The organism is Synechococcus sp. JA-2-3B'a(2-13) (assembly GCF_000013225.1).
In the GTDB taxonomy this organism is placed as follows: domain Bacteria; phylum Cyanobacteriota; class Cyanobacteriia; order Thermostichales; family Thermostichaceae; genus Thermostichus.
Genome location: NC_007776.1, coordinates 1,270,019 through 1,296,872 on the forward strand (window position 1 = coordinate 1,270,019; position 26,854 = coordinate 1,296,872).

A 26,854-nucleotide genomic window follows, 5' to 3' on the forward strand; every position below is an offset into this window, starting at 1 on the left:
CAGAGAAGCGTCGGTGGGCTTCTGTTGGCATGTGGCTGTGAGGAAAGGTGGAAAGGTGCAAAACGAATTGAACCCCGCTCGAGATCCTTGTAGCGCAGGGATCCCGGCCCAACCTACTGCAGAGTCCACCTCCCCCAAACCAGAACCGGCTGCTGAGAGCCGGCCAAACCAACTGACGGATCCAGATCCTCGCCTCAGCTGTTCTCAACAAAAACGAGAGCAGGAACGCCGCTCCTTACCTTGGCGTCTGGGGCTGGCCAACGTGCTCTCGGCAGGGTTGCATTTCATCGCGATGAGCTGGGTGGGTTGGCAGCCTAGGATCCGGGAAGAGGAGGAGATAATCTCCTTTCAGTGGGTGGAGATGGCGGATGAGCCGCCCCCAGAGCCGCAGTGGATTGCGCCCGTCTCCGCCCGTGAGTCCGGTGTCTCTGAACCTCGGGATCACGTATCGGTGCGGCAGTCGCAAGTGCCCAGCCCAAGTGAAGAGGCCACTTCTGCGGCGGCACAGCCTTTGGTTGCCTCAGCCGCAGGGAGTCCTGTCCCTGGGATCCTCCCCCCATCCCCAAGGGAGCTTGAGATGCCCCAACCCAACCGCGACTCTGCCTCTCCTCAGCAGCAGCCAAAGGCCAGGTTAGAAAATCTGTCAGCGGGTTTAGCAGCTCTGGAGCAGGCAGTTGCCGATCACAATTGGGCGGAGGCGCTACATCTGACGGAAGAATGGCTGGATCACTGGCCTCTGTCCTCTCCACAGCGCCAGCAACTGCAGGACTATCGTCAGCATCTGCAAAGCCTACTGGCTACCTCCTCGGCAGCAGCAGTGGAGACCAAATCGGCTCAGATCTCTCCTGCTCAATCCCTCAAGCCTCAACCCGAAAGAGCAGCAAGTTCTCCTGAGGTTTTGCCACAACCCTACCTGTCGGCTCCAGCGGATCCGCATCCAACTTTGCCCTCTCCAGAGCCGATCGCAGCCCCGTTGGAAGAGCCTTCTCCCACCTTGCCCCCGACTTTTCCTACCAGATCCCACAGCTCCAGCCTTGGTCGCACCAGTGGGATAGAGTCCTCGCGGGCAGGCCCACCCAGCCTAAATGCCACCGCCGATCCGGATTGGGGAGACTACTTGGCTCAATTCCAAGAAAGGGTTCGCCAACACTGGATGGTACGGCGGGCATCCGGCTCCTACGTAACAGTGGTGCAGGTGCGTCTGGATCGACAGGGATCCCTGCGGGAACTGCGCCTGCAAACCCCCTCAGAAGATCCCCTGTTGGATGCAGCCGTGCTCAGTGCCATCCAGCGCTCAGCCCCCTTTGCTCCTTTGCCCGAGAGCTATGTTGGCGAAGAACTGATGCTGGAAATTAACGTGTTGAGCGGATCCCTGCAGGCTGGCTCAACCCAGAATCCGAGAAACTAACGTCAGAACCTCAGGCAAGGCCACAAGCCCTGTTCAGAGGGGTTCAGATTTCCGAGTGTCGGCAATGGCCTAGGCCATAGATTTGCGGCGGTTGCGCCGGACGGCTACCGCTTTGCGCTTGCGCTTTTCTAGGTTGGTTTCAAAGTGCCGATGGTTGCGCAAATCCCGCAAAATGCCCGCCTTAGAAACCTGACGCTTGAAGCGACGCAGCGCAGATTCGATCCCTTCGTTTTCGCCAATCGTCACTTGGGTCATAGGAAAGACATCTCCTCCGTCAATCAAATGGGTTTGGTTACAACAGGGATCCCTATCGTGACATACTCCCGACTCCGACTGCTGGCGGTACGGAGCGGGCTTCTCGCTTCATTGGGGAGCTAGTGCAAGAACCCTCCACGAGCAGACACGGGATGCCCCACCGCGTAGCTGTACCAGATTCCGGCAATGCCGTTTTGCACAGCCAGGTTGATTATAGAACAGGGGATGTCCGCCTTTCATTCCGACCCTCGTCCTACGGACAGAGGGCGGGGCTTCAAGGACTCCGTCCCGCTAGCGCGAACGGCGGCCTAGCTAAACGATCGCCACACCACTGCTTGCTGCCACAGTTCGTGTTCACTGCGCCCGGCTGCCAAAGTTGAGCCCCGCAACCACCTCACCTTCCCTCAAATTGACAACGAATGAAGCAGTTGTCCCGGTGGGGGGTGGAGGGGAGGGTGGTGCTGGAGTTGGGCTGGGGGCACTGCCGATTACCGATTGCACAAAACCGGCGAAGCTAGACACCCGCGTATACACCCCATAGAAATTGGGCTGGGCGCAGCCTCTGCCAAAACTGGTGATCCCGGCCAGGGCAAAACCCCTGCCGCTGGACACAATCAAAGGCCCACCACTATCGCCCTGACACGTATCGACTCCCCCCTGAGGAAAGCCGGCGCAGAGCATGGTATCTAAAATGGTGCCATTGTAGGATTGGGGCGCATTGCACACCGCATTGGAGACGATGGGAACGGTGGCCTGCTGCAAATCTCGGGGAAAGCCGCTGGGTTCTTGATCCGGGGCGCTGGGGAAGGTGGCTCCCCAGCCGAGGATGGTGGCGGCAGTGCCAGGGGCCGTCAGGTTGGTTTGGTTGGGCTGCACCAGCGGCAGGGTAGGCAGGGCCACTGGCCGAGAGAGGCGCACCAGGGCAATGTCGTTCCCCCCAAGTTTCCCCACCTGGGGGTTGTAGCCGGGGTTGAGGACAATTTGCGCGGCGCGAATTCGCTGGCCAGCGCCCAATTGCAGACGGGTGGTTCCCAACAACAGATCCAGGTTGCGTGCATTCACATCCTGCTGGCCTTGATCGTTGAAAAAACAATGGGCAGCGGTGAGCACCCACTCCGGGGCAATTAGAGATCCCCCGCAAAACTGCGCTCGAGAGGGATCCGGCTCAGCCGCCCTCAGCAAAGCCACCATCCAGGGAAAGGCCCCTTCGGGAGCAGGACTGCCGCCCACAATCCGCTCCAGCCCCAAGCCTGAGCGCGGCGTGGTGAACACTCGCCCCGGGGGCAAAAGGGCAGTGACGCGGTAGGTGCCAGGGGGCAAGTTGGAGAAGCGAAAGTTACCGCTGGCATCGCTGACGGTGCTGGGCTCCCCCGGGTCGAGGCGGCCATTGCCGTTTAAGTCCAAAAAGGTGGCGATGCCCGGCAGCCCCGGCTCCCCCGGATCCCGCAGCCCATTGCCGTTGAGATCGTCGAAATGGGATCCCTCAATTCGTCCTGTGGGAGGAGCTGAGACTGGGGGAAGCGGGCGACTGGAACCCCCGCCGCCACAGGCGCTTATGCTCAGGGCCAGACACAACCCCAGCGGAATAGACCAAGAGCGAGCCAAGCCCAAGGAGGAATGGGATCGCGAGAGATGAGGCATGGTCAGATTCTCCAAAGCCAGCCGGTTATGCCAGCCAAGGATATCCTACCGGCGAAGCCTAAAGATTGCGCAACCGGGAGAACTTCTCCCCGCGGCCGGCTCTCCCGAGTTGCCCCAAGACCCCAATGCCCACTTTTGCCTCTTGCCGCCCGTGCACCTGGGCAGTAAAACCAGGGTGGGAGGGTGTGTGGCAGATGAATATCGCGGTCTTGGGGTTCAAAGGGGGCGTGGGCAAAACCACCACAGCGGTGCATTTGGCCCTCTACCTTCAGCAAAAACAAGGGGCAGCTCCTGCGGGTGGGTCGGGGATGGCCCTGTTGATCGACGCCGATCCCAATCGCTCGGCCTCTCGCTGGGCAGAACGGGGATCATCCTTTCCTATCAAGGTATTGGCCGGGGATCCCACCACTCCCACGCCCACAGGCTTTCAGCACACGGTGATCGACACCCCTGCCCGTCCCACCCCGGAACAGTTACACGCTCTGGCGCAGCGGTGTGATCTGCTGCTTTTGCCCTGTTCCCCGGATGCCTTGGCTCTAGATGCCTTGATGCTGACCGCCAAGGCCCTAGACCGGTTGGGGGCAAAGCACTACAAGGTCTTGCTGACGCTGGTTCCCCCCTGGCCCAACCGAGATGGAGCGGAGGCCCGCAACTTTCTCAAGCAAGTCGGGATTCCTCTCTGCCACCATTCCATTCGCCGCACGGTGGCTTTTCAACGGGCTGCTCTGGAGGGGGTCTGTGTTCACGAGATCCCAGAGCCGAGAGCCAAACAAGCTTGGTCAGACTACGTTGCTGTGGGGGAGGAAATCTCGTCATGAGCAAGTTTGAGCGCCTTCTCGACCGGCAGCCAGAGGGGATCCCGGCCCGACCCGCCCCGAAAAAGCTGAGCGCCCAAGCCTACAAGATTCCAGAACCCAAGCCGACCCTCGAGCAACCGGAAGCAGGCGCCAAGCCCAACAGCTCTGAGTACGTCAAATTGACGGCCTACATCCCCAAAGAGACTCACCGAGCCGTGAAGCGCATCCTGTTGGAATCGGATCAAGATCTTTCGGAGCTGATCGAGGCGCTGCTCAGCCAGTGGCTGCGTTCTCAGTCGGGAAAGGTTTGAAACCAAAATCTGGGGAAGGGGGGCATCGCGGACCCCACAGCCGCATAGGATCCCGCTGTCGGGGATCGGAGGGAGCACACAGATTCCAGATCAGAACCAGATAAGAATAAGATGAAGGGGCGTGAGGCAGGGATCCCCGAACGCGAGGTGGGGCCGTTCGCAATAGCGGGACGGAGTCCTTGGGCAAGTTGCGCGAGGGGAAGTCTGCGTTGAGAGGACGTCACGCTCTTTCAGGGGTAAAGGGATCCTTTATGCAAGCCATCACCTTGCTCGGCTCCACCGGCTCGATTGGCACCCAAACTCTGGACTTGGTGGCCCAGTATCCAGAGCGTTTTCAGGTTGTTGGCCTGACCAGCTACAGCAACGTTGCCCTCTTGGCCGAGCAGGTGCGGCGGTTTCGGCCCCAGATGGTTGCCATTGGCCGGGAGGAGCTGCTGCCGGAGCTGCGGTCGCTGCTGACGGGGATCCGACCGCTGCCGGAGTTGGTGGCCGGAACGGAGGGGCTGTGTCAGGTGGCGGCTCACCCGGCGGCCCAGCGGGTGGTGACGGGGATCGTCGGCTGCGCCGGTTTATTGCCAACCCTGGCGGCCATCCGTGCCGGCAAAGACATTGCCCTGGCCAACAAAGAAACCCTGGTGGCAGGGGGGCCGGTGGTGCTGCCCCTGGTGCGCGAGTACGGGGTGAACCTGATCCCCGTCGATTCTGAGCATTCGGCCATTTTCCAATGTTTGCAGGGGGTGCCGGCGGGATCCCTGCGAAGAATCCTGTTGACTGCCTCGGGTGGCGCCTTTCGGGATTGGCCTGCCGAAAAATTGGATCAGGTCACCCTGGCCGATGCCCTCAAGCATCCCAATTGGGTGATGGGGCGCAAAATCACCATCGACTCGGCTACCCTAATGAACAAGGGCCTGGAGGTGATCGAGGCCCACTGGCTCTTCGGCCTGGACTACGACCACATCGACATCCTCATCCACCCGCAGAGCATTGTCCACTCCCTGATCGAGCTGGCCGATACCTCGGTTCTGGCCCAGTTGGGCTGGCCGGACATGCACCTGCCCATCCTCTACGGCCTCAGTTGGCCGGAACGCCTGGCCACCCCCTGGGATCCCCTCGATTTGGTCAAGCTGGGATCCCTCACCTTTAAGGCTCCGGATCACCGCAAGTATCCTTGCATGGAGTTGGCCTATGCCGCCGGGCGGAGGGGGGGGACGCTGCCGGCAGTGTTGAATGCAGCCAACGAAGCGGCGGTAGCCCTGTTCTTGCAGGAGCGCATCCGTTTTTTGGATATTCCCCGTCTCTTGGAGCGGGTTTGTGAGCGGCATCAAGTCATTGCCGATCCCAGCCTGGAGGACATTTTGCAGGCAGATGCCTGGGCACGGCGGGAAACGGCGCAACTGGCCCAGCAAGCCCCGGCTCAGGTTCTGGCCTGATCCCTACCGGGGGGATCCGGCTGAACGCTAGAGTGGAAGAGGATGCAGGGAGCAAGTGAGTGACCGGATCCCATCTCCGACAATTGGCCCATTATCTGCGCCCCTATCGACGACAGGTGGGGTTGGGCATTGGATCCCTGCTCCTGGTCAATGGCCTGGGGGTGTTCCTGCCCTGGTACGTCAAGCTGGTCATCGATGACCTGAGCCAGAACCTGGCCACTTTGTCGGCCCGGCGCATTGCCCTTTACGCCCTAACGGTGCTGGTCGTCTCCAGCCTGATGATGGGCATTCGCATTGCCTCGCGGGTGTGGATGTTTGGGGTGGGACGGCAGGTGGAGTTTCACCTCAAGCAAGCCATCTTCGAGCATTTGCTCACCCTGCAGCCTTCCTACTTTGCCCAGCAGACCATCGGGGACATTCTCACCTGCATCACCAGCGATGTGGAAAACATCCGCCGCCTGTTGGGGTTCGCCCTACTCAATTTGGCCAACACGATCTTTGCCTATGCCACCACCTTGCCCGCCATGTTTGGCATCGAGCCCCGTCTGAGCACCTTGGCGCTGTCGGTGTTTCCGGTGATGTTGGTGCTGGTGAAGTTGAGCAGCAACCGCCTGCAGCAGGAGCAGCTCCAGGTGCAGCAGGAGTTGGCGGATCTGAGCGATCTCATTCAAGAGGACCTGAACGGCATTGCCCTGATCAAGGTGTACAGCCAGGAACAGCACGAGCAGCGGGAGTTTCGCCGCCAGAACCAGCGGCTGCTGCAGGCCAATTTGCGCTTGGCCCTCACTCGCAACTTGCTTTTCCCTTCTTTGGTGGCGCTGGTCAGCCTCAGTTTGTTGCTACTGCTGGCGGTGGGGGGGCCGCAGATTGCGGCAGGGACGCTGACCATCGGGGATTTTTCGGCCCTCACCCTCTACGTGGAACGGTTGGTATTTCCCACCGCCCTGCTGGGCTTCACCATCACGGCCTACCAGCGGGGGCAGGTCAGCTTGGAGCGGATCGATGCTCTGTTGGGGGTAGAACCCACCATCCGAGACGCCCCAGGCGCTTTGCCGTTGTCTCTGGAGAGGGTGCAGGGTCGCCTCGAGGCCAGAGGTCTCGCGTTTGCCTTCGCCGGCCCTGCGGCAGCTCCGGCTCTAGAGGATTTGCACTTTTGCATAGAACCGGGCCAGATGGTGGCGGTGGTGGGGCCGATTGGGGCGGGCAAGTCCACTCTGGCCAATGCCCTTCTTCGGCTGCTGGAGATCCAGCCGGGGCAACTGTTTTTGGATGGGCAGGATATCACCCAGATTCAACTGGGATCCCTGCGCCGGGCCATTGCCTATGTGCCCCAGGAGAGCTTCCTGTTCAGCGCCACGGTCCGGGATAACATTCGCTACGGCAAGCCGGATGCCGAAGATTGGGAGGTGGAATGGGCTGCCAAAGCCGCCCACATCCACGCCGAGATCCTCAACTTTCCCAAGGGCTACGACACTCTGGTGGGAGAGCGGGGCATTACCCTCTCCGGTGGCCAGCGACAGCGGGTGGCCTTGGCTCGGGCTTTACTGGTGGATGCTCCCATCTTGATCCTGGATGACTCTCTCTCCAGCGTGGACAATCAGACGGCTCAGGCCATTCTTCGCCATCTGCGTCGGGTCACGGCCCAGAAAACGGTGATCTTCATCACCCATCGCCTTACGGCTGCGGTGGAGGCCGATCAGATTTGGGTGATGGACCAGGGCCGCCTTGTGCAGAAGGGATCCCATGCCGAATTGCTGGCGGACGAGAAGGGCCTCTACGCTTCTCTGTGGGCCAAGCAAAAGCTGGAGGAAGCCCTGGCCTAATTTGACGGCGGCAATCCCTGGCCGCTACCCTAACCGGCAAAGCTGTGGGGAGTGGCAACGATGGAAACTGCTGGGATCACTTTGTCCAAATTGCTCCACCAAGCTGGGATCCAGCCTCAATTGGCCCAGGGATCCCTGGAGGGGGTGCAGGTCTGGGGCCTCTGTGCCGACTCTCGCCAGGTACAGCCGGGGGATCTCTTCTTGGGGATGCCGGGATCCCGCGTGGATGGAGGTAGCTTCGTGGCCCAAGCCCTGGCGGCAGGGGCAGTGGCCGCCCTGATCTCCCAGGAGGCGTGGGAGAGCGTCAGCGGAGAGGCTGGATGGGGAAGTCAGCCCGTCCTGGTTTTGCCTCGCGCCAGCCTGAACAGGGCCGTGGCCCAGGTGGCGGCAGCTTTCTATGGGTTTCCCGCCCGCCAACTGACCTTGGTGGGGGTGACGGGCACCAATGGCAAAACCACCACCACCCACTTAATCGAACATTTGGTGCAAGCTGCCGGCCGCTCCGCGGCTTTGCTGGGCACTCTGTACAACCGCTGGCCTGGCTATAGCGAAGTGGCCTCCCACACCACCCTTTTTCCGCCTGAACTGCAGCGCAGCCTCAGGGAAGCCCAGAGAGCCGGGGCGGAGGTGGCGGTGATGGAGGTGAGCTCCCATGCTCTCGCTCAAGATCGGGTGTGGGGATGTTCCTTTGCCGCTGCCGTCTGGACCAACCTTACCCAGGATCACCTGGATTTCCACGGCAGCATGGAGAACTACTGGCAGGCCAAGGCCACCCTCTTCCGACAGGAGTATCTCCAAGGGCGGGCGGTGATCAACGCCGACGATGCTGGGGGACGGCGGCTCTTGCAAGCCATTCGGCCCGATCTGCAGCCCTGGGCCTACTCGCTGCAGCCCCTGCAGGGGATCCCCGGCCTCTGGCCCAGCAACGTTCAATTGCACCCCAGCGGCTTACAGGCGACGCTCCACACCCCCTCTGGCGCCTTTGCCGTGGCAGCCCCCCTGGTGGGATCCTTCAACCTGGCCAACCTGCTGGCGGCGGTGGGGGTAGCCCTGCACTTGGGGATCCCTGTCGAGATCATCCAGTCGGCCCTGCCCCACTTTCCGGGCGTACCGGGGCGGATGGAGCGGGTGACCCTGCCGGGGCAGGATATCGCGGTGATTGTGGACTATGCCCACACCCCCGACGGGCTGGAAAACCTGCTCAAGGCCCTGCGCTCCCAGGTGCAAGGTCAGCTTATCTGTGTCTTTGGCTGTGGGGGGGATCGGGATCGGGGCAAACGACCGCAGATGGGCCGCATTGCCGCCACCTGGGCCGATCAGGTGATTGTTACTTCCGACAACCCCCGCACCGAAGATCCCCAGCAGATCCTGCGGGATATTCTGGCCGGGATCCCTGGATCCCCCAGGGCGGTGGAGGTGGATCGGCGGCAGGCCATTCGCCTGGCCATCCTCGCAGCCCAGCCAGGGGATACGGTGGTCATTGCCGGCAAAGGCCATGAGGACTACCAGATCCTGGGCACCGAGAAGATTCACTTCGACGACCGAGAAGAAGCCCGCGCTGCCCTGGCCCTGAGGGAAAAAAGCCGGGGGTGAGGCTAACGGGAGCGGTGCTGCAGCATCAGCTCCACGAACTCGCGGAAGAGGTGATCGGCGTCGTGGGGGCCGGGGCTGGCTTCCGGGTGATACTGCACGGAAAACAGGGGCAGGTGACGGTGGCGGATCCCGGCCACGGTACGGTCATTCAAGTTGAGGTAGGTGATTACCACCCCATCGGCAGGGATCGAGTCGGCATCCACCGCAAACCCGTGGTTCTGGCTGGTGATCTCCACTTGCTTGTCCAGCCCACAGGGATGGTTGAGGCCGCGGTGGCCAAACTTGAGCTTGTAGGTGGATCCCCCTAGGGCCAAGCTGAGGATCTGATGGCCCAGGCAAATCCCAAATAGGGGCTTCCCGGTTTGCAGCAGAGCTTGGGTGGTGCGGATGGCCGTGGTCTCTGCCGCCGGATCCCCTGGCCCATTGGAGAGGAAGATCCCATCGGGGTTGTAACTCAAAATCTGCTCCGGGCTGGCATTGGCCGGCAACACCATCACCCGACAGCCATAGCGGGTGAGGCGGCGCAGAATGTTGCGCTTAACGCCGAAATCCAAGGCCACCACCCGCAGGGGCGGCTCCGGGATCGGGATCCCTTGGCTGCGCCCATAGTCCCAGTCGGCGGGGGTAGGTTCCAGCCACTCGTAGGGTTGAGGAGTAGTAACTTCCGCCACCAAGCTCAACCCCTGCATGGAAGGGGCCTGGCGCACCCGCTCCAACAAAACCTGGGGATCCAAAGTCTCCGTGGAAAGGGCCCCGTTCATCACCCCCTGGGAGCGCAGCCGCCGTGCCAAAGCCCGCGTATCTACCCCAGCAATGGCCGGGATCCCATGCTGTTGCAGATAGTGGGGAAGGGTGGAAGTAGCCCGCCAGGAGCTGGCCAAGCGCGATACATTGCGGGCAATCACCCCCGCGACTTGGGGCCGAGCCGATTCTTCGTCCAGCTCATTGACTCCGGTGTTTCCCAGCTCCGGACAGGTGAAGGTAACCATCTGCCCCCGGTAGCTAGGATCGGTGATCACCTCCTGGTAGCCGGTCATGCCCGTGTTAAACACCACCTCGCCCACCGCCGTGCCCGGCGCCCCAAAAGACCAACCGGCAAAGGAAGTGCCATCCGCCAGCACCAGCAAAGCAGGCTGACGAGTTTGCCAAGGGAAAGTTTTTTCCTGAGGGATCAGGGAAGGAGAAGCCATGCTCCACCCAAAAACATCGGCCTGACCATCCTACCCTCTTTCAAGAAGGTTGCAAGCCTGGCTAGTCTTCTGCATCTGTTCTACTTGCACAAGCCGGGTCGTTGTCCTTGCGGATGGTGCCTATCAAGGTGCTCACCACCACGCAGCGGTTTTCGCCCTGGGAGTAGGTGCTGCTAACTACAAAGCGACCCAGTTGACGGGCGCGGCCATCGGATTCAAAAACTGCCCCCCCGTTGGCGAAGGTGGGGGCGTTCTCTATAACCTCAACCTCCACTGACTGCATAACCTCCACTGACCGCTCTGGTATGGCAATTAAAGTTGACCGCTCTGGTATGGCAATTAAAGTGGATGTCACTTCATCAGGGCTGCTGACCACAAAGCGATCCAGTTGACGGGCGCGGCCATCGGATTCAAAAACTGGCCTCCCGTTGGCGAAGGTGGGGGCTTTCTCTATAACCTCAACCTCCACTGACCGCATAACCTCCACTGACCGCTCTGGTATGGCAATTAAAGTTGACCGCTCTGGTATGGCAATTAAAGTGGATGTCACTTCATCAGGGAAGATACTGTTGACGGTTACAAAATTATTCAGGCGCACCCGCTGACAGGGGGTGGGTTCATCGCAAAGGCCCTGCTCATCTTGAATAACCAGAGTCGGTACATTCGGCTCCGAATTGTCCACCCTCACCACCCAAGCTCGGCCCAAGAGAGAAGCCCTGGCATTGGTGCGGGCGGTGCGCAAAGCCCGCTCCACCTTGTTTTGCGCATCATCAAGCTGGATCCGCGCCCAGATATTGATCCCAGAGGGAACGGCTAGCGCGGCCAAGATGCCGATGATGACGGTGACCGCTAAGAGTTCTACCAGGGTAAAGCCCTTCATCTGGGCAGGTGCAATCCGTCTGAATCTGCTCGTCGAGGCCAACATAGGTAGGAATCCTCCTTCGGGGCAAGTCACATAGGCTTGACTAGGCTTGACGATTAAACACACCACGGGCCAACACCTGAGTTTGCATTGTCGTCAGATACCGCGACACCTGCTCCGCATCAACGCTGGTGGCATTTCGGATGTAGCGACGGAAAAGGCCAGGGTTGGCCCGCTCCATGGCCGTGGCGGTGATGTTGATGATCACATCCTGCGGTCGGTCAGCGCCGACGCTTTGCCGCACGCAGACATGGAAGCCCACGTCGTTTTGGTTATCTCCCAGCCCTGGGAAGGTGACGCCGTTGGGCTTGCCGCCACCAAAAGCATAGCCCTGCGGGCAAGCGGGTGCAACCTGCGGGCTGCCCTGCCGGCTGCTAAAGATATTGGAGACCAGAGTTACAAGACGAGGGCCTCGATTGCCTGCCGCGGCAATGGGTTCCTGGGGTGTCCCCCTCTGCTCGAGATCTTGAAGATCCTTCTCAGCGGGCCAGTCAAGGAAGCCTTGCCGATATGGATCGGGATCAACCCTGAAGAATGGGCTGCGCTCAATGCATGTATCATTAAAAGGTTGCAACTCAAACCTAGCAATGCGCGCGTTGCCCTCCCAGGGGGTGTTGCCGTCTGGGTTACCGGCGTTGTTGTAGTTACGTTGCAAGTAGTACACAACCAAGGTATAGATGTTGCGGCGGCTGCGGATGTTATCCCAGTCAGCTTCGGAAATACCCGTAGGTCTCTCCTTCAAAGTTACTCGGCCTTCTCGAATTTGTTGCAAGGTCGGAGGGCCTTGATAGCAATCGCGTGGGATCGGATTCAGCTTCCAAAAAGCGACAACCGGAACGGCACCATTGGGGCGGCGAATCCAGCCGGGGGTGTAAAGCCTTTGGATGAGATCTGGCGTTCCGTCTCCGTTGGGCTGTTCCGCATCGTTGTAGATGTAAAGCGCCTCTGCCAGATCCTGCTGGATATACTGCATGGCCTGGGTCAGCTCTGCCTGCACCTGGGTGCGCCCTGTCTCTTCCCGATCCACCCGCATGGTTTCAATGACGATCATGCCCGTGGCCAACAGAAAGATCGAGGCTACCACCAGCGACACCAAAAGCTCGATGAGGGTAAACCCCGCACTCTGGTAAACCCTGTGGCGAAAAACCTTGAACATAGGAAAACACCACCTTTTTGTGAGCCTGCAGGAGGAGCTTACCCGTCGCTTCAAAGCGAGGTAGGGCTTGGGCTGGGCAGCGGGAAGGCATTGCAGTTGTTGGTCGGGATCCCACCCCTAGCTTGAACATCGGCCAAAATGGCCCGGCAAACATCCCCCAAATTGGCAGCCAGGTTGACTTCCACAATCGAGCTGGCCATGGGAAAGAGCCACACATCGGCATTGGCCAAGTTCTGATTGGCGGAGACCGTCTCAATGCCCAGGCCAGGAAGAGCTTGCCGAGTGTTTGGGTTAAAGGAAAAGCGATGGTAGACCCTGACTCCCATCATAAAGCTGCAGGGCACCCCTGGGATGACGGTGTTGTTGCGTCGGTCAATGCATTCCCCGCCCCTATCCCGAAAGGTTTGGATGACATAGACCTCGGGGTTTCGCCCCGGCAACCGCACTTCGGCCAGGCGAATGGAGTAGTTGGGGCCGGGGTTGTCCATATCAGCAGGAGGCGGGGTATTGGCCAAGGGGCTTGCTCCAATCCTGGGCAGACGAGCCAACTGAGCCGGGTTCTGGAAAGCAGCTGGGTTGGCGGCCAGTTCCAGGTCAACCAGAGTGCGAATGCGATCCACCTCAGCCCGGGCCAGTTGATTGGCCACTTCTATCCGCTCCGTCATGGCCCGCCGGTAGGCGATCAGGGTGAGAGCAGGAGCAAGAGCGGCCATAGCCAAAGCCACAATGACCACCGAGGCCAAGACCTCAATGAGCGTGAAGCCTTCTGCTTCCAATTGCTGCCGCAAAAGCCGCCACTTTTTCATATCCCCTCCAGCGCTCGCCCAGATCTGCCTACCTTGAATCTACCCCTGGCATGGGAAGTCAATATCAGTTGAATTCGTTGCAGCCTCCAATCCGAGCAGCCGCCTGCAGGGGCACATCTGGCTGAGCTTGCAGCCCGCAGCGCAGCCGCCGCACATACGGATCCTGAGGATCCAACTCCCGCAAGAACTCAGTGCGGGCATTGGAGGGGAATTGGAAGCGAGCCGACACCGCGCTGGGACGACGGGCAATTTGCAGGCCCACATCGTAGCCGAAGCGGCGATTGGGCGGGAAGTAGTAGTCGAAGCCGCGCGTGAGGGCCGAGCCCGTAACCAAGTTGGGCGGCTCAAAGCTCTGCTGCAGGAAGGGGCCGGTGGCATAGGTGCTGTAGTTGAGCTGGATCATCGAGCCGCTGAAGAAGAGGTTGGTATTTCTCCACAGCTCGTTGAGACGCAGGAAGTTGTGCATGCCGCCGGCAGTTTGGTCTAGCCGCGAGGGCAGGGTGCCGCTGATGGCAGTGGCATTCACCCGCGTTTCCCTGGCCGGCTGCAGCTGCCGGTTTTGGCTGCCATCGTCGTTGCGGCGGCGCTGGTTCACATCGGTTGAGGCCAGCTCCTGGAAGCGGGGAATGGGAATGGGCCGACGGGTCACCTCATCTAGGATCACCCCCAGCACCGGGTTTTCGCCGGCAAAGCCAGTGGGAGCCTTGTTCAGGTCCAGGGTGAACGGCTCCACATCCACCCAAGCAAAAGCGGCGGTATCGCTGGGGAAATCGCTGTCGGTCATTGTGGAACCGTTGCGATCAATCTGGATTTGAACCCTCTTGGTGCCCGAGTCGGAGCCCACCCTGACGTAGAAGCACAGGCCATTGCGGATATCTTCGCTCCCCTTGGTGTCAATGTAGTAACCGCCAAGATAGTTGGAGCTTGGGGAGTAGTTCTGAGTGTCACCTTCGTTTACCCAAGCATAGGGGTTCAACGCCATCTGGGGCTGAACCAGCAGTTTATTGGGATTGGCAGGATCCTTCTCCGCAAACAGCGGATCCCGATCCAGTACAACATCCCAAGGCTCGTTGGAGTCGCGAACGCGGTTGTCGTTTTTGTCCCAGAAGTTCAGTTGGCCGTCTCCGTTCCAGTCTTTGATGCGCAACGTGCTGGGGCGGCTGTCACCGGTGTAGGCGGTGTACTTGAAGGTGGTGTTGAAGTTGGGGCGAAACACTCCGGGCACCCAGAAGCCGCCTTTGGAATCTGGGCCTTCCTCCTCCGAGGGGCAGCCCACCGTCAGATCTTCCCTAAGTAATTTGCGCCTCAGCGCTCGGGCCCAGAGGTCGGTTCCCTTTATAAACGGGTCTTCTAGAGCCTCTCCCTTGATAGCCGGGCGGATGCCGGGCTCGCGGTTGGGTTGAGAAACGATCTCGGAGAGAACGCCACCTCTCACCAAGCCCTCGCGGGCAGCATAGGCCGGTTCGCCAAACATCCAATTGAAGGCCGCCTGCAGAGCCTCGGCAGGGTTGGGCCACTTGGGTGGCTTGGGCACCCCGGCTTTCACCTCCAGCACCGGGGAAAGCTCCGGCTGCAGAGCAATGGTTACGCCCTCGGCAGGAGCCGCAGCCACCGTATTCACGCTGATGGTCTCCGGCTCCGGATCGGCCTCGACTGCCTGAATGGGGCGCAGCTCCACCGTGTTGGGCTTGGCCGCCATCCACTCGCCCAAGGGGCTCTTGGAGGGCGTTTCTGGGGCAAAGGTGCTGGGCCCGCAGGGACGCCCTCGACAGGTCAAACTTTGGGTCTTCGTTGCATTGGGCGAGCAGGTGGGGCTGCTGGTGCTGTCGATGAGGGTGCCCGTCTGGGTTTGGGTAAAGGTTTTGGTTGTGCCGCAGGCGATCTGGTTGATGACCTCATCGCAACTGGCCGGTGACCAAGGGCCCCAGTTGTAGTTGCAGGTCTGCGGGCAAGGAAATGTCCGGGTTTCTGTAGAAGTAGTGGTTCCGCAGCTTGAGGTGCAGGTCACGGTGCGGCTCTGAGTTATTGTCTGGCCGCCGTTGGCCACCGTACACTGAGGAGTCCAGCCTGTGTCGGTGCAGGTAGCCCCCGGAGGCTGGCAGGTAAAGGCTCGGGTTTCTTTTTCGGTGAAGGGGCTTTGGCTGGTACAGAGCGGGGTTACTGTGCGGGTGCGGGTTTGGGTGATGCTGGTGCCGCTACACTGCTGCTGCTCGGTACACTGAGGCGTCCAATCTGACCAAGGCCCGTAGTTGTACTGAGGGTAGCAGATGATCGTCCGAGTTTCCGACGGCGGAGTGCCAGGGCAACCGGCAGGCAAGGTGGCAGTTCTGGTTTGTTTAATAGTGGTTTGCTGACAGATGTTGGTCGGACACGCAGGAGTCCAGTCTTTCCAGATGGGATCGCAATTGAGGGGTTCTGCGCAGTACTGCTGGTTGGGTGCCGGAGGTTTAGTCTGATCCGGCTGGCAAGGTTGGTTGACCGGCTTCAGCGGCTTCAGGTAGCGAAGGTCATAGTTTTCCAGCGGCTGCCCATCTCCCTGGGTTGTAAAGCGGACGAAGGCATTGCCCATGTTCTCGTAGGCCTGAATCTCCACCAGGTAGGGAGAAGGCCGAGTGTAGTCGGTAACGCACTGCAGCTCCAGCCGGAAACTCACCTGGTTATTGCCGCCATCCCACCACGCCTCGACGCCAACAGCCTCATCCTCCGACAGCTCTTCTAGACGAGTGCCCGCATTGCGATAGAAGCCTCTAAAAGCTGGCTCTTCCTCATCTGGGTTAGGAGTGTAGTTGGGGTTTCTGCGGATGATGAGTCGGCCCCCATCGTCGGTGTTGAGGTTGTAGGTGGCAACACCCGGCCAACGGGGATACAGCTCCCCTACCCAGCGCACCACGAAAAAGTCGTTGCCCCAGTTGTTGCCACTTCCCCATGATCCTTCTCTGCGCCGCCAGCAGGAGCGCCAGAAGCCTATGTTGCCCCTGTCTATGTCTGGAGCATCAGCGGGAAGTTGAGGCGGATCCATATCCGGCTCACTGCATCTTGGCATCCACAAAAAGTCAGCCTTGGGAAGAGGAAGAGTGTGTTGAGTATTCGGAGGAAGAGTGGGTTGAGTATTCCACAAAGGCCAGCCGTCCCAGCCAAAGGGCCAGAGGAAGGGGGAGTTGGTGCTCGGATAATTCTGGTTGGCAAACAGGTAGTAGAACCCACCCCAAACCGGCAGATTGGTACCGCTGACCCAGCGGGCAAAACTATCTGGCTGCCAGCCGGAAACCTGGCCATCTTTATCTGTTTCCAAAGCGTCCCGAATGCAGGCCCACCACCGTGAGGCTCGCTCGTCGTATGGAGTGTTCCAATCACCTGAGGGATCGCACTTTGGTCCTCCCTGGTCTTCTTCTCTCATGAAGGATTCATTTGGAACGCCAAGCCTCCAATGCTGAACAGGATAGGTTGGATCCGGCCAGCGCACCGCCCGCAGGTAGGGCAGGTTAGCATCTGGAGCCCTCAGAAGCTCAGAGACTTCAACGCCGGTGTCCCCAAACCCTGTGTCGCGGTTGTACTGGTTCTGCGGGCTGGTTATCCAGCCGTTGTAGTACTCGGCCAACAGGCCACCGCCTCCTTCCATTTCAGGCGGTCGGCAAGGCTGGAGGGAAGCTATCAGCAGCCAGCGGGAGGTGTCCAGCACCGGGTTGCCCAAAGCCGAAATGCGGGTGCCAAAGTTGGCATAGCCCGCATCGGGTGCGCGCAAGAGCCGCACTTCTGGCACGCCAAGCCCTGCTGTCCTGTCAGCGTTATTTGAGCTCGGGTCGGCACTGTCGCGGCGGGCAAAGATGGTGTCGCGGGCGAAGACCTCCGGCCAGCCTGGCCGCCGCACGTGGTTGCCCAAATTCTGCGCCCCGTTGGTGTTGTCGAAGCGGAGGACACCAGCACCAGGTTTGTTGGGATCCGGAGCCGGCCAGTTGTTGCCTCGGATCACCAGCGCTTGGTTGAGGAAGGAGGTGTTGGCTCCTAGGTTTGGCCCGCTGCAGCCGTAGTGTTCGTTGCGGCGAGGAGCAGAGGCCCGCGCTGGGCTACCCTGGTAGTTACGATCGGCTACAAAACTAGTGCCACCGCCGTTGAGCGTAGCATCCTGCACAAAGCCGTCGTCGATGCTGCCATCGCAGAAATCGGCAGAGAGGATGTTCACCGAGTCGCCCAACACGTCGCTAGGCCGCCAGAGATCCTGCGCCGCCCGGGCAAAGCGCCGATCTTCATTGGCCCGCAGCCGCCCGTAGAAGTTGCTGTAGAGGCCGTCTGCTCCGAAATTGAGGAGAGTTGTGAACTCCTCCAGCCGCTGCCCGTTCCTCGTCCGGTGCAGGTTAAAGTCCCCCTGGATATAGACGGGGTTGTCGGAAACGAAGGAGAGGCCAAAAATCGCGTCATCAGGGTTGAACCCGCCGCGGGCCAGCACCGCCCCGTTGCGCAGCCGGAAGCCGTAGGGCCGCCGATCCGGATCGGCATAGTAGTCCACCGGTTTGGGGCTGAGTCCACCCGGATTGGAAACAGGGGGATCCCAGACCGTTTGGCCGTTGGCCGTGCCGCGACCTGGCTGACCGGCGTTCATAATACCGGCGCTGCCCAAGTCACCGCGGGCATTTCCGTTGCGCCAGTTGGTCAGGTAAGTGCTAAAGGTGCCCAAGGGTGGGCGGGCAATGGCATCTTCCCGCACGGCATCTTCCCGGAAGGCGTAGAAAATCCCCCCTTCTCGGTTCTCGCCAATGCCGGCAGGCAGCCAAGTGTCTCCGTTAATCAACCCCCTGGCCTGTCCGTTGACGTTGTTGGTCAGCAGGGCCAGGTCGATGTTGAGGGCCCGCACCGCCATTGCCTCGCGGCCATCGTAAAAGACGGAATCTTTGAAGGGCACGCGATGACACTGGTTACCAACCCGAATCAGCTCAAACTGGTTGCTGTTGGGGCCAGCAGTGTTATTGGGGCAGTTGGCAGTGGCACGGGGCAAAGTCCACTGGTCAATGGTGGCCCGGGGCCTCAGCCTCATGGATTCCAGATCCACCACGGCTTGATAGGTTACTGGCCCCTGTAGGAAGGGGTAGGCCTGCCTCCGCTCATCTTCAAGGGGATCGTTGGGGTTGGGGGGCACGCTGTGGTGGAAGGTCTGCAGAGGGAAAATGTAGCGCAGCGGCAGATAAAACCGGTTGGCTGCCTCTCGGTTCCCAGCTCGGCTGGCTTGGATGTCATCCCGGAGGATTTCGGCTATGGGATTGCTGGCAGTGGCAGCCGCCTCAATGCGCAGGATGTTGTCGGCCAGCATGCCCAACATGCAGCCTGCCGTTTGCAGGGTGGTTTGGTCAGCTAGGCTCAGTTGGTCAACAGAGGTGCCTCTGTTAACGGTATCGATGACCCGCCGCAGCTCGGAGAAGTTGCCAAAGGCCGTAATAAACGGATCCGGGTGAATGCGGCCCGCTTCTTGCCTGGGTGGATAGGCCCCATCGGGATCGCCGGCAAAATTGGCCAGGTTGGTGAGCGCTGTCCACAAAGGAGTGCCAGGCCGCAGTTGCTCCCGCATCGGCTCGGGGTCATACTCCCAAACGTTGGTGCCCTCTCCAGTAAAGAAGTTGATGCCCAGTTGAGTGCGCTGGTCGCCGGTAGGGAAGGTGGAAGCCCGCTGCAAGCTCCAGGGAGAGCCTGGGTGGGCCACCGTAGCCAGGCAGGCTATCGGAAAGCGGCCATCTCTGTGGCTGTAGTGGTAAACGGCTGTAGCCTGCACTGCCGCCGGGTTATCCCGCAGCGTCAGGCGTTGCCGCGCCTCGTTGCTGATGAAAATGGCCTGCAGCTTGGTGGGATCATCCGCATTCCCGGTGGGCACCAGAGGCAAAGGCAAAGAATCGGTGCGGGTTAGTTCCAGCCGCTGGCCCACGATCACCCGCAGACCTTCCACACGGGCCCGCCGCTCCCAATAGCCATCCAAGCCCACCTCGGAAAGGGCGCCTGGGGGTGGGTTGTCCTCGGTCAAAGACTCATTCTGGTTGTTCCTGGCATTAGCAGGAATCGGGCTACCGGCACTGACACCAAACCTCTGAGCAAAGGTGTCCACATCGCAGCCCCTCTGCAGGTCAGGTTCGACCGGTGGACGGTCATAGCTGGCCTTGGGGCCAAAGCGGTTGTCGGCCCGGTAAACATCGTCCACGTAGGGGGGGCAGGTCTGGTCGGACCGAAAGCCGCCAGCTTTAATCCGGCCAGGGTTCTCCCTCTCTTGGGCGTCAGGGTTCTCCCTCCTTCTGAGAGGAGAATTTGCCCATCCTGTTGCATCTTGGGCGTAGGTTCCGCGGGTGCGAATGCGGCCAAAAAGCTGGAGCTCCAGCGGATCCAGAGCTACCATTTCGGGGGCTGCCGAGTTCTGAACTGAATCGAAATTGAGGTTATTCAGGCGGGGAAGCGGCACACTTGGCGGTACATTCGCCTCCCTAGGGTGGGCATCAAAAATTAGGGTGTCGCTCGCCTCCTGTCCGGCGTAGCCAATGGCCCCTGCCACCAGCTCTCCATAGGCTGTAATTTCCGAGTTTTCCGGCGGCATGTAGAAGCAAGACTGCTCCGAGCTGATGGTGAAAGCCCGGAACAAGTTGTTGGCAGTGTACCGGAAGAAAAGGCTACCGCCTGCGTAGATAGCACCGTTCCAGTTGTAGCCAGGAGTAAAGAAAAACTCCACGTCGCCGCGGTTGAAAATTCCCCACTTGTTCAGCAGATCCCGCCGCCGATCTTGCTGAAACTGCAGAGCCGAAACGGCGCGGGTGGTGGAGTCGGCCCCCTCAATGGGAAGAGTAACTGCATAGACCTGAAAGGGCTTTTGCAAAGATGAGCCCACCTGGAACCAGTCCCCCACGTTGGGGTTGACCGTCTGTTCAGCCGGAGAATCGGTACACCCCGCCAAGGCCGAACCCTGCAGTGGCCCACCGCGGATCACCAGTCGCCGCGCCCGCTCAGTATCGGAAATGTTTTCCTCAAAGTCCTGGAGGTTCCTTTGCCCCGTAACCGGCGCTCGGCGGTTGTACAGAATGGTGTAGGCGGTAACGGAGTCGTCGATCCCGTTGTTGTCGGTATCCACCAAGAACCACCAGACTGGGGCTTGCCGCTGCACTTCAATTCCCTGGCTCCGATTCTGGGGATCCCGAACAAGGGCGCTGTAGTTCAGCAAAAAGCGCCGCTCATCGGGAAGGGTATAGGGATCCGAGGGCTCTGCAGGCACCAATGCGCCATCGTTGAGCAGCGCAGAGGTGAATTGGGCATCGGTGGGGGCACTGTTGGGCAGGCGGCGATCCCGAATGAGGTTGTCAATCTTGGCCCTGGCCCGGTCGATGGCAGCATTCAGTTGCCGGCTGATGGTCAGCTCCGCCCGTTCCACCTGGGTTTGGATGGTGCGCTGGGTAGAGCGGGTCAGCAGCCCTACCGTCACCAAGCTCAAGACCAGCACGATCAAAACAGCGACCGGCAGGACAAAGCCCCGCTCTCGGATCTTGCGCCGATCCACCCGTGCTTTCAAAGAGGCGAGCAAGCGCAGGGTGAGCTTGAGCAGCAGCGGGGAAGGAGCAGACATGGCCGTATCTCAGATAACGCAGGTGAGAAGGGGCACTTGGGCAGATGCCAAGATAGCAACAGTATGCAAGGGATCCGGAGTTTCGGACATCCCCACCGCTGGGGGGAGCTGCCAGCCCCCTCTCTGCAAGATTCTTAAGAATCCTCAATATCCTTTCACAAAATCCCCAGTTGTTGCGCCTTGAGGAGGGCGGTGACGCGGTCGCTGGCATCCAGCTTGCGGTAGGCGGTGCTGGCGTATTCTTTGACAGTTTCGATGCTCAGGCCCAGGCGGCGGGCAATCTGCTTGTTGGCCAGGCCCTCTTTCATCAGTTGCAGCACACACAGCTCGCGGGGGGTGAGCTTGGGCAGCTCCTGTCGGGCAGGCAGCCAGTCTCGTTCGGGGTTGGACAAAATCTGACGGATGACGCGGGCCAATTCCGCCGGGTCGGTCTCTTTGGAAAGGTAGCCTTTGGCCCCGGCGCGGCGGGCTGCCTCAATCAGACCCGGCTCCTGAAAGGTGGTCATCATCACCACCACCACCGGCAGGCCCAGCTCGGTGATTTGCTGGCAGGCGGCGATCCCATCCCCATCCGGCATGCGCACATCCAAAATGGCCACGTCGATGGGGCAACTGCGGCAGTACTGAACGGCCTGGGATCCCGTCTCGGCTTCGGCCACCACCTCAAATCCTTGCGCTTGCAGGGCAAACTTCAGCCCCAGCCGGAAGAGGGGATGATCGTCGGCAATGAGAACGCGGACAGGGGAAGTCATGGCAGGGGATCCCAGCCGAGGGGGTGCTGGTTTTAATCTGCCCAAGGGGGGATCCCAAATAAAGCGCCCTCACCCCCAGCCCCTCTCCCTTGGGGAGAGGGGGGTTATGGCTTCACCAAGACCATGCCGCGGGCCTGGGGGTCAAAGGTGGGATCCAGCCGGGTTTGGGCATTGTACAGGGCGCCGGTCAGATCCGCCCCCTCCAGAAAAGCGCCTCGCAGGTCGGCCCCCCGCAGATCGGCATTGTGTAACTTGGCCCCTGTGAGGTCGGCGCGGGTGAGGATGGCTCGACGCAAGTCGGCCCCGCTTAAGTTGGCCACCTGCAGATTGGCACCCGTCAGATCTGTCTGCTGCAGGTTGGCCTGCGCCAGATCGGCTTCCCACAAGAAAGCCCCTGCCTGAGCTGAGCCACTCAGATTGGCCCCTCTCAAATCGGCCAGATTGAGGATTGCTTGGGAGAGGTCGGCAGCTTGGAGATTGGCCTGTCTGAGGATCGCTTCTTTCAGGTTGGCCCCACTGAGGTCAGCTCCCGGCAGTTCTGCCCCCGTTAGGTTGCAGGCGGGGCAATCTTTGCTGGGAAAAACAATTTGGGAGCGGCCCAGTTGGGCATCCAACTCCAGTTGGGCAAAGGCCGCAGCCGTCGGGATCCCCAGCGCCAACAGCGCTCCCGACCAGAGGCGACTTCCCCTCATCAAGGGCTTTACAGGTTGGAGCCGTGCCCATCCCATGGTTTTCACCGGGATCCCCTCCTACTGCTGATGGTAGCCGCTCTGGCCCATTTCCCCAGGGATCCCCCATATCTTGAGGAGCGCCACTAGCTCTGTTGCGGCTGGCAGTGGGGGCAAAAGTGAGCCGACCGACCTGCCAGCTTCATCCGCTGAATTGGGGTGCCACAGAGGCGACAGGGATCCCCTTCCCGACCGTACACCCACGCTTGCCCTTGATAGTTGCCGTTGAGCCCACGCAGATCCCGGTAATCCCGCAAGGTGGTGCCCCGCTGCTCCAGCCCGGCCCGTAACACCTCGATCAAAGCTTCTCGCAGGCGTGCCTTGGCCACATCCGAAAGCTGAACTGCTGGCGTCAAAGGGTGAATGCCGCTCAGAAACAGGGCTTCGTCGGCGTAAATGTTGCCCACCCCGGCTACCAGCGATTGATCCAGCAGCGCGGCTTTAATAAGACGGCGGCTCTTCTGCAGGGCAGCCTGGAAATAGGCCTCAGAAAAAGCTGGCGAAAAGGGCTCCGGCCCCAAAGTCTGCAGGGTGGGGATCACCGCCTCCAGCTCAACACCGGCAGGCACCAGCCACATCTGGCCAAAGGTGCGCTGATCCACAAAGCGCAAGTCCCACCCTTCCTCGAAGGCCAAACGAACACGAGTGTGAGCTGATAAAGGGGTGGATCCCTGCACCCAGAGCAACTGCCCGGTCATGCGCAGATGCACGCCCAGAACAGCTCTCGAATCCAGGGATCCCAGGAGATACTTTCCTCGCCGCTGCCACTGGGTAAAACGGGTGCCAATCAAGCTCCGCCCAAACATCTCCCCTGCAGGGTAGGCAATGGTGCGGGCCAGGAGCACCTCCACCGCAAGTATCCGCGGCCCCAAGGTGAGGCGTTGCAAATCTTGCCGAACTGTTTCAACTTCCGGCAGTTCAGGCACAGAACGACTTGCTCAAGAACACAGTCCCCGGCATCAGAACTTTGGCTTAGCTGGCCGCAGCTTTGGCCTTGGCTTTGGGAGCTTCCAACACTTCCAGTTCATCTTCGCGGAAGTTGTTGGTGTTGATGTTGTAGTAGTTGATCTTGTCAAAGCGGACGATCACCGGGTAGAGAATGCCGCTGGTATCCACCGCCGCAACCGTTCCCACATCCCGGTACCAGTAGGATTCTTTCCGCAGCACACGGACTTTGGCACCACGCTGAATTGCCATGAGGGTTATCTCCATTGACCTGAACTCAGATTACCCTAGTCCGTGAGAAGGCTGCGATTTCCGAATTTTTGTAACAGGGATCCGCTTTTGTCTGGCTGGGTTTTCGGGGCCGACAGCAGATGAACCGTCGCACCTGTGGAGCCTGGCTATTGGGTTCTGCTTTGACCTGGGGCTTGCAGGGGAAATCTGCAGGGCTGCCCCATCCGAGCGATTTTGCCGCCGTCCTCAACCTGAACACCGGTCGTTTAACAAGGGTTTGGCAGCCGGAGCAGGCTTCCAGAATCAGGGCCAGCCCTGGCTCAACCGTCAAATGCGCCGTTGCCGCCGCTGCTCTGCAGACTGGGATCAGCTCTGGGGAGCGCTTGATCCACTGTCCGGGTTGGTGGGATCCGCCGCCGCAACTGGGGTTGGGCCGCCTACCCTGCTGGGATCCCCGCGGACATGGAACCTTGAACTTGCGCCAAGCCCTGGCCCACTCTTGCAACGTGCATTTTTACCAGTTGGGCTGGGAGCTGGGGGCCAATACCCTGGTGGAGTGGCTGCGGCGCTTCGGCCTAGAGAGTGCGCAGAATACGGCTCCGGCTCCGCTCTTGGCGACCGGTCTGGCTGGGCCGGTGGATCCCTGGGAGCTGTTGGTTTATGGGGGCGTGATTGCCCGCCGAGGTGTACCCCTTTCTGGCGAGGTCTCTCTGCCCGCTTTCTCTTTACCGGAGTGGATTTGGGAGGCTCTCCATGCTGGCATGAGCCTGGCGGCAACAGCGGGCACCTGTCGCGGCATTGCCCCAGAAGGGATCCCAGTGGCAGCCAAGTCTGGCACCATCCTCAATCCTCAACGACGAGGACGACCAATTCTCTGGGCAGAAGATTTTCAAGCCTGGTTGCTGGCCTTTTGGCCCCTGCCGGATCCCAACTGGACGCTGGTGCTGCACCTGCATCAGGGCAAAGCCTATGAGGCGGCCATTCCCCTGGCGCGGCAGATCATCGCCGCCATCGGCAGCGGGTGACCACCTTGCTTGCGATCATGAAGAAATGCAAACTATACTGAAGGTCAAGTGCCGTTCTCGTTTTCGTTCTTTACGGATCCCACTCTCTGTCGTTCCCATTTACCCTGGAGGTTCTCATGTCTAATCCCAATTTGTCTGAGCCCAAGTTTGGCTTTAACGAGTATGCCGAGCGCCTCAACGGTCGGGCTGCCATGATTGGCTTTGTGTTGGCCATTGTCATCGAAGCGGTGACGGGCCAAGGCGTTGCCTCCTGGCTGGGCCTGATCTGAGAGGGATCAGCTTGCCACTCTTTATTCTTTAGATTTTTCCTGGGGTCTGCCGGTCTGCAGGCCCTTTGTTGTCTTTGACTGAGCAGGAAATATACCTGTGCTGGCTGCAGCAGTTCCTAAATGGCAACTACAGTTATTCCAGGTTAGGGTGAGACGCTTGGGCTACTGGTCGCGCCAGCGGGACGGAGTCCTTGAAAAGCCTTCTGGCCCCGTGCATTCTAATGTTTCAGGTGTGGGTGCGGTGTCCTGGTTTGAATTGAGATGAGGGTTTCAACTGATCCCTTCCTGCCGCTTGGCGATTGGCATCCGCCAGCCGGTGCCGAAGGCGCGATCGGTGATGCGCAGCCCAGGGGGAGCTTGGTGTCGCTTGAACTCGGCATTCTGAACCAGCCGCAGCACGTGCTGCACCGTGTCGGGATCGAACCCTTGAGCCACCAACTCGGGGCCGGATTGATGCTGCTCGATGTGCCGCTGCAGGATCCTGTCCAGCAAATCGTAGGGGGGCAAGCTGTCGCTATCTTGTTGGCCGGGTCGCAATTCTGCCGAGGGGGGCTTGGTCAGAGTAGCAAGCGGGATCCGCTCCTGCTGTCGGTTGATCCAGCGGGCCAAGCGGTACACCCAGGTTTTGGGCACATCGGAGATCACCGCCAGGCCGCCGGACATATCCCCGTAAATGGTGCAGTAGCCCACTGCTAGCTCTGATTTGTTGCCTGTGGTCAGCAGCAGCCGCCCGAACTTGTTGGAAAGGGCCATGAGGAGGGTGCCGCGAATGCGAGATTGCAGGTTTTCTTCCGTGATGTCTGGGGGGAGGCCGGCAAAGGGCTCTGCCAAAAGCTGGTGGTAGCTCTCCATGATGGACTGAATCGGCAGCTTCAGGGTCGGGATCCCCAGGTTTTGCGCCAGTTGGTAGGCGTCGGTCAGGCTGCCAGGGCTGGAATAGGGAGAGGGCATGAGCACCCCCAGCACCCGCTCCGGCCCCAAAGCATCGGCAGCAATCACAGCAGTGACGGCAGAATCGATCCCTCCCGACAGGCCCAATAGCACCTCGCGAAAGCCACATTTGCTGACGTAATCGCGGGTGCCCAAAACCAACGCCTCGTACAGCTCAGCTTCCGGCTCGGTCGGCCAGCGGGATCCCGCGGTCGGTGGGCTCTGGTCTGGGTTGGGAGACTGCGTCAACTCGTCCACATCCAGGATGAGCTGATCCGGCTGAAAGGCAGCCGCTTGGGCCACAACCCGACCCCGGCGATCCACGGCACAACTGGCCCCATCGAAGATCAAATCATCATTGCCCCCCACCTGATTGACGTAGAGAATGGGCAGGGCGTGCTTGCGGGCCAGGGATCCCAGCATCTCCACCCGCAACTTCTGTTTGCCTAGGCTGAAGGGGGAAGCCGAGAGGTTAATCAGCAGGTCGGCACCGCAGCGGGCCATCTGTTCCACCGGATCCCAGTGGTAGCGGCGGTGCTGCCAAAAGTCGCGGTCGTTCCAAATGTCTTCACAAATGGTAAAGCCCAGGCGGCGGCCACGGTACTCGATGGGTTGGGGCTGGGATCCCGGCTCAAAATAGCGATCTTCGTCGAAGACATCGTAGGTGGGCAAGAGCGACTTCTGAAACCAGTGGCGGATCTGGCCTCCCTCCAGCCAGGCAGCAGCATTGTAAAGGGGCCGACCCTCAGGCAGAGGATTGGGCTGCACGGATCCCACGACTACCGGAATGCTGGCCTGTAACCGGCTGGCCAAGTGCTGCAAAACCTGGCTTGCCCTCTCGACCAGGGCCGGATAGAGCAACAAATCGCGGGGTGGATATCCCAGCAACGCCAGCTCGGAGGTGATGGCCAACTCTGCTCCCGCCGCCGCCACTGCCTCGACTGCCGAACGGATGCGCTCGGCATTTCCGCTTAGATCGCCGACGATGTAGTTCAGTTGCAACAGCGCTACCTTCACCCTGCCCCCCATATGGTAAATCTCACCATAAGTGGCCCAAACC

General features: G+C 60.4%; 20 protein-coding genes. 8 read left to right on the forward strand and 12 right to left on the reverse strand.

What is annotated here, in order from left to right:
• Window positions 1-55 precede the first annotated feature (55 nt).
• Window positions 56-1,408: an energy transducer TonB gene (locus CYB_RS14055; protein ID WP_187147268.1), complete on the forward strand. Its 1,353-nt coding sequence runs from the start codon at window positions 56-58 to the stop codon at window positions 1,406-1,408.
• Between the two features lie 69 nt (window positions 1,409-1,477).
• Here the strand turns inward: CYB_RS14055 and rpsU are convergent, their stop codons facing one another.
• A complete protein-coding gene (rpsU, locus tag CYB_RS05835; RefSeq protein ID WP_011432857.1) occupies window positions 1,478-1,663 on the reverse strand; it encodes a 30S ribosomal protein S21 in 186 nt (61 codons plus the stop codon).
• Window positions 1,664-2,017: 354 nt separating this feature from the next.
• Window positions 2,018-3,304 (reverse strand): trypsin-like serine protease, encoded by a 1,287-nt coding sequence (locus CYB_RS05840; RefSeq protein ID WP_011432858.1) that lies wholly within the window; start codon window positions 3,302-3,304, stop codon window positions 2,018-2,020.
• 194 nt (window positions 3,305-3,498) lie between these two features.
• Here CYB_RS05840 and CYB_RS05845 point away from each other — a divergent pair, with 194 nt between their 5' ends.
• From CYB_RS05845 to CYB_RS05865, 5 genes are all read left to right on the forward strand, one after another.
• Window positions 3,499-4,122: a ParA family protein gene (locus CYB_RS05845; protein ID WP_041436401.1), complete on the forward strand. Its 624-nt coding sequence runs from the start codon at window positions 3,499-3,501 to the stop codon at window positions 4,120-4,122.
• Window positions 4,119-4,412, forward strand: a complete 294-nt coding sequence (locus tag CYB_RS05850) for a hypothetical protein (RefSeq protein ID WP_011432860.1) — start codon at window positions 4,119-4,121, stop codon at window positions 4,410-4,412. The genes CYB_RS05845 and CYB_RS05850 overlap by 4 nt, the downstream gene beginning before the upstream one ends.
• A 251-nt stretch (window positions 4,413-4,663) precedes the next feature.
• On the forward strand, window positions 4,664-5,842 hold the full coding sequence (locus CYB_RS05855) for a 1-deoxy-D-xylulose-5-phosphate reductoisomerase (RefSeq protein WP_011432861.1): 1,179 nt from the start codon (window positions 4,664-4,666) through the stop codon (window positions 5,840-5,842).
• Window positions 5,843-5,901: 59 nt separating this feature from the next.
• A complete protein-coding gene (locus tag CYB_RS05860) occupies window positions 5,902-7,665 on the forward strand; it encodes an ABC transporter ATP-binding protein (protein WP_011432862.1) in 1,764 nt (587 codons plus the stop codon).
• Window positions 7,666-7,725: 60 nt separating this feature from the next.
• The gene (locus tag CYB_RS05865) at window positions 7,726-9,258 is read left to right on the forward strand and encodes a UDP-N-acetylmuramoyl-L-alanyl-D-glutamate--2,6-diaminopimelate ligase (protein WP_011432863.1); all 1,533 of its coding nucleotides are present in this window, start codon (window positions 7,726-7,728) and stop codon (window positions 9,256-9,258) included.
• A 2-nt stretch (window positions 9,259-9,260) separates the two neighbouring features.
• Here CYB_RS05865 and carA read toward each other — a convergent pair whose 3' ends face one another.
• From carA to CYB_RS05910, 9 genes are all read right to left on the reverse strand, one after another.
• Complete coding sequence (gene carA, locus CYB_RS05870; RefSeq protein WP_011432864.1) at window positions 9,261-10,448, reverse strand: glutamine-hydrolyzing carbamoyl-phosphate synthase small subunit; 1,188 nt, start codon at window positions 10,446-10,448, stop codon at window positions 9,261-9,263.
• 61 nt (window positions 10,449-10,509) lie between these two features.
• Window positions 10,510-11,373, reverse strand: a complete 864-nt coding sequence (locus tag CYB_RS05875) for a pilus assembly FimT family protein (protein ID WP_011432865.1) — start codon at window positions 11,371-11,373, stop codon at window positions 10,510-10,512.
• A 40-nt stretch (window positions 11,374-11,413) separates the two neighbouring features.
• A complete protein-coding gene (locus CYB_RS05880) occupies window positions 11,414-12,526 on the reverse strand; it encodes a PulJ/GspJ family protein (RefSeq protein WP_011432866.1) in 1,113 nt (370 codons plus the stop codon).
• A 50-nt stretch (window positions 12,527-12,576) separates the two neighbouring features.
• Window positions 12,577-13,332, reverse strand: a complete 756-nt coding sequence (locus CYB_RS05885) for a prepilin-type N-terminal cleavage/methylation domain-containing protein (protein ID WP_011432867.1) — start codon at window positions 13,330-13,332, stop codon at window positions 12,577-12,579.
• A 64-nt stretch (window positions 13,333-13,396) separates the two neighbouring features.
• Window positions 13,397-20,914, reverse strand: coding sequence for a hormogonium polysaccharide biosynthesis protein HpsA (gene hpsA / locus CYB_RS05890; RefSeq protein ID WP_011432868.1), 7,518 nt, complete (start codon window positions 20,912-20,914; stop codon window positions 13,397-13,399).
• 155 nt (window positions 20,915-21,069) lie between these two features.
• Window positions 21,070-21,666 (reverse strand): response regulator transcription factor, encoded by a 597-nt coding sequence (locus CYB_RS05895; RefSeq protein ID WP_011432870.1) that lies wholly within the window; start codon window positions 21,664-21,666, stop codon window positions 21,070-21,072.
• 104 nt (window positions 21,667-21,770) lie between these two features.
• On the reverse strand, window positions 21,771-22,394 hold the full coding sequence (locus tag CYB_RS05900) for a pentapeptide repeat-containing protein (protein ID WP_011432871.1): 624 nt from the start codon (window positions 22,392-22,394) through the stop codon (window positions 21,771-21,773).
• 86 nt (window positions 22,395-22,480) lie between these two features.
• A complete protein-coding gene (locus CYB_RS05905; RefSeq protein ID WP_011432872.1) occupies window positions 22,481-23,320 on the reverse strand; it encodes a DNA-formamidopyrimidine glycosylase in 840 nt (279 codons plus the stop codon).
• 46 nt (window positions 23,321-23,366) lie between these two features.
• Window positions 23,367-23,591 (reverse strand): photosystem I reaction center subunit IV, encoded by a 225-nt coding sequence (locus CYB_RS05910; protein WP_011432873.1) that lies wholly within the window; start codon window positions 23,589-23,591, stop codon window positions 23,367-23,369.
• A gap of 119 nt (window positions 23,592-23,710) precedes the next feature.
• On the opposite strand from CYB_RS05910, the gene CYB_RS05915 reads away from it, so the two are divergent.
• Window positions 23,711-24,595: a penicillin-binding transpeptidase domain-containing protein gene (locus CYB_RS05915; RefSeq protein ID WP_011432874.1), complete on the forward strand. Its 885-nt coding sequence runs from the start codon at window positions 23,711-23,713 to the stop codon at window positions 24,593-24,595.
• 116 nt (window positions 24,596-24,711) lie between these two features.
• Window positions 24,712-24,864 carry a chlorophyll a/b-binding protein gene (locus CYB_RS14785; RefSeq protein ID WP_011429120.1) on the forward strand — a complete coding sequence of 51 codons (153 nt, stop codon included), beginning with the start codon at window positions 24,712-24,714 and terminating at the stop codon, window positions 24,862-24,864.
• A gap of 270 nt (window positions 24,865-25,134) precedes the next feature.
• On the opposite strand, the gene CYB_RS05925 is transcribed toward CYB_RS14785, so the two are convergent.
• Window positions 25,135-26,823 carry an NAD+ synthase gene (locus CYB_RS05925; protein WP_041436405.1) on the reverse strand — a complete coding sequence of 563 codons (1,689 nt, stop codon included), beginning with the start codon at window positions 26,821-26,823 and terminating at the stop codon, window positions 25,135-25,137.
• Window positions 26,824-26,854 lie beyond the last annotated feature (31 nt).

What these genes read in the sequence shown, in the direction of transcription:
- CYB_RS05885 (WP_011432867.1), bottom strand. Translation starts at nt 13,332, where the DNA reads ATGAAAAAGTGGCGGCTTTTGCGGCAGCAATTGGAAGCAGAAGGCTTC.
- CYB_RS05855 (WP_011432861.1), top strand. Translation starts at nt 4,664, where the DNA reads ATGCAAGCCATCACCTTGCTCGGCTCCACCGGCTCGATTGGCACCCAA.
- CYB_RS05895 (WP_011432870.1), bottom strand. Translation starts at nt 21,666, where the DNA reads ATGACTTCCCCTGTCCGCGTTCTCATTGCCGACGATCATCCCCTCTTC.
- carA (WP_011432864.1), bottom strand. Translation starts at nt 10,448, where the DNA reads ATGGCTTCTCCTTCCCTGATCCCTCAGGAAAAAACTTTCCCTTGGCAA.
- CYB_RS05910 (WP_011432873.1), bottom strand. Translation starts at nt 23,591, where the DNA reads ATGGCAATTCAGCGTGGTGCCAAAGTCCGTGTGCTGCGGAAAGAATCC.
- CYB_RS05845 (WP_041436401.1), top strand. Translation starts at nt 3,499, where the DNA reads ATGAATATCGCGGTCTTGGGGTTCAAAGGGGGCGTGGGCAAAACCACC.
- CYB_RS14785 (WP_011429120.1), top strand. Translation starts at nt 24,712, where the DNA reads ATGTCTAATCCCAATTTGTCTGAGCCCAAGTTTGGCTTTAACGAGTAT.
- rpsU (WP_011432857.1), bottom strand. Translation starts at nt 1,663, where the DNA reads ATGACCCAAGTGACGATTGGCGAAAACGAAGGGATCGAATCTGCGCTG.
- CYB_RS05880 (WP_011432866.1), bottom strand. Translation starts at nt 12,526, where the DNA reads ATGTTCAAGGTTTTTCGCCACAGGGTTTACCAGAGTGCGGGGTTTACC.
- CYB_RS05900 (WP_011432871.1), bottom strand. Translation starts at nt 22,394, where the DNA reads ATGGGATGGGCACGGCTCCAACCTGTAAAGCCCTTGATGAGGGGAAGT.
- CYB_RS05925 (WP_041436405.1), bottom strand. Translation starts at nt 26,823, where the DNA reads ATGGGGGGCAGGGTGAAGGTAGCGCTGTTGCAACTGAACTACATCGTC.
- CYB_RS05840 (WP_011432858.1), bottom strand. Translation starts at nt 3,304, where the DNA reads ATGCCTCATCTCTCGCGATCCCATTCCTCCTTGGGCTTGGCTCGCTCT.
- CYB_RS05875 (WP_011432865.1), bottom strand. Translation starts at nt 11,373, where the DNA reads ATGTTGGCCTCGACGAGCAGATTCAGACGGATTGCACCTGCCCAGATG.
- CYB_RS05865 (WP_011432863.1), top strand. Translation starts at nt 7,726, where the DNA reads ATGGAAACTGCTGGGATCACTTTGTCCAAATTGCTCCACCAAGCTGGG.
- hpsA (WP_011432868.1), bottom strand. Translation starts at nt 20,914, where the DNA reads ATGTCTGCTCCTTCCCCGCTGCTGCTCAAGCTCACCCTGCGCTTGCTC.
- CYB_RS05850 (WP_011432860.1), top strand. Translation starts at nt 4,119, where the DNA reads ATGAGCAAGTTTGAGCGCCTTCTCGACCGGCAGCCAGAGGGGATCCCG.
- CYB_RS05915 (WP_011432874.1), top strand. Translation starts at nt 23,711, where the DNA reads ATGAACCGTCGCACCTGTGGAGCCTGGCTATTGGGTTCTGCTTTGACC.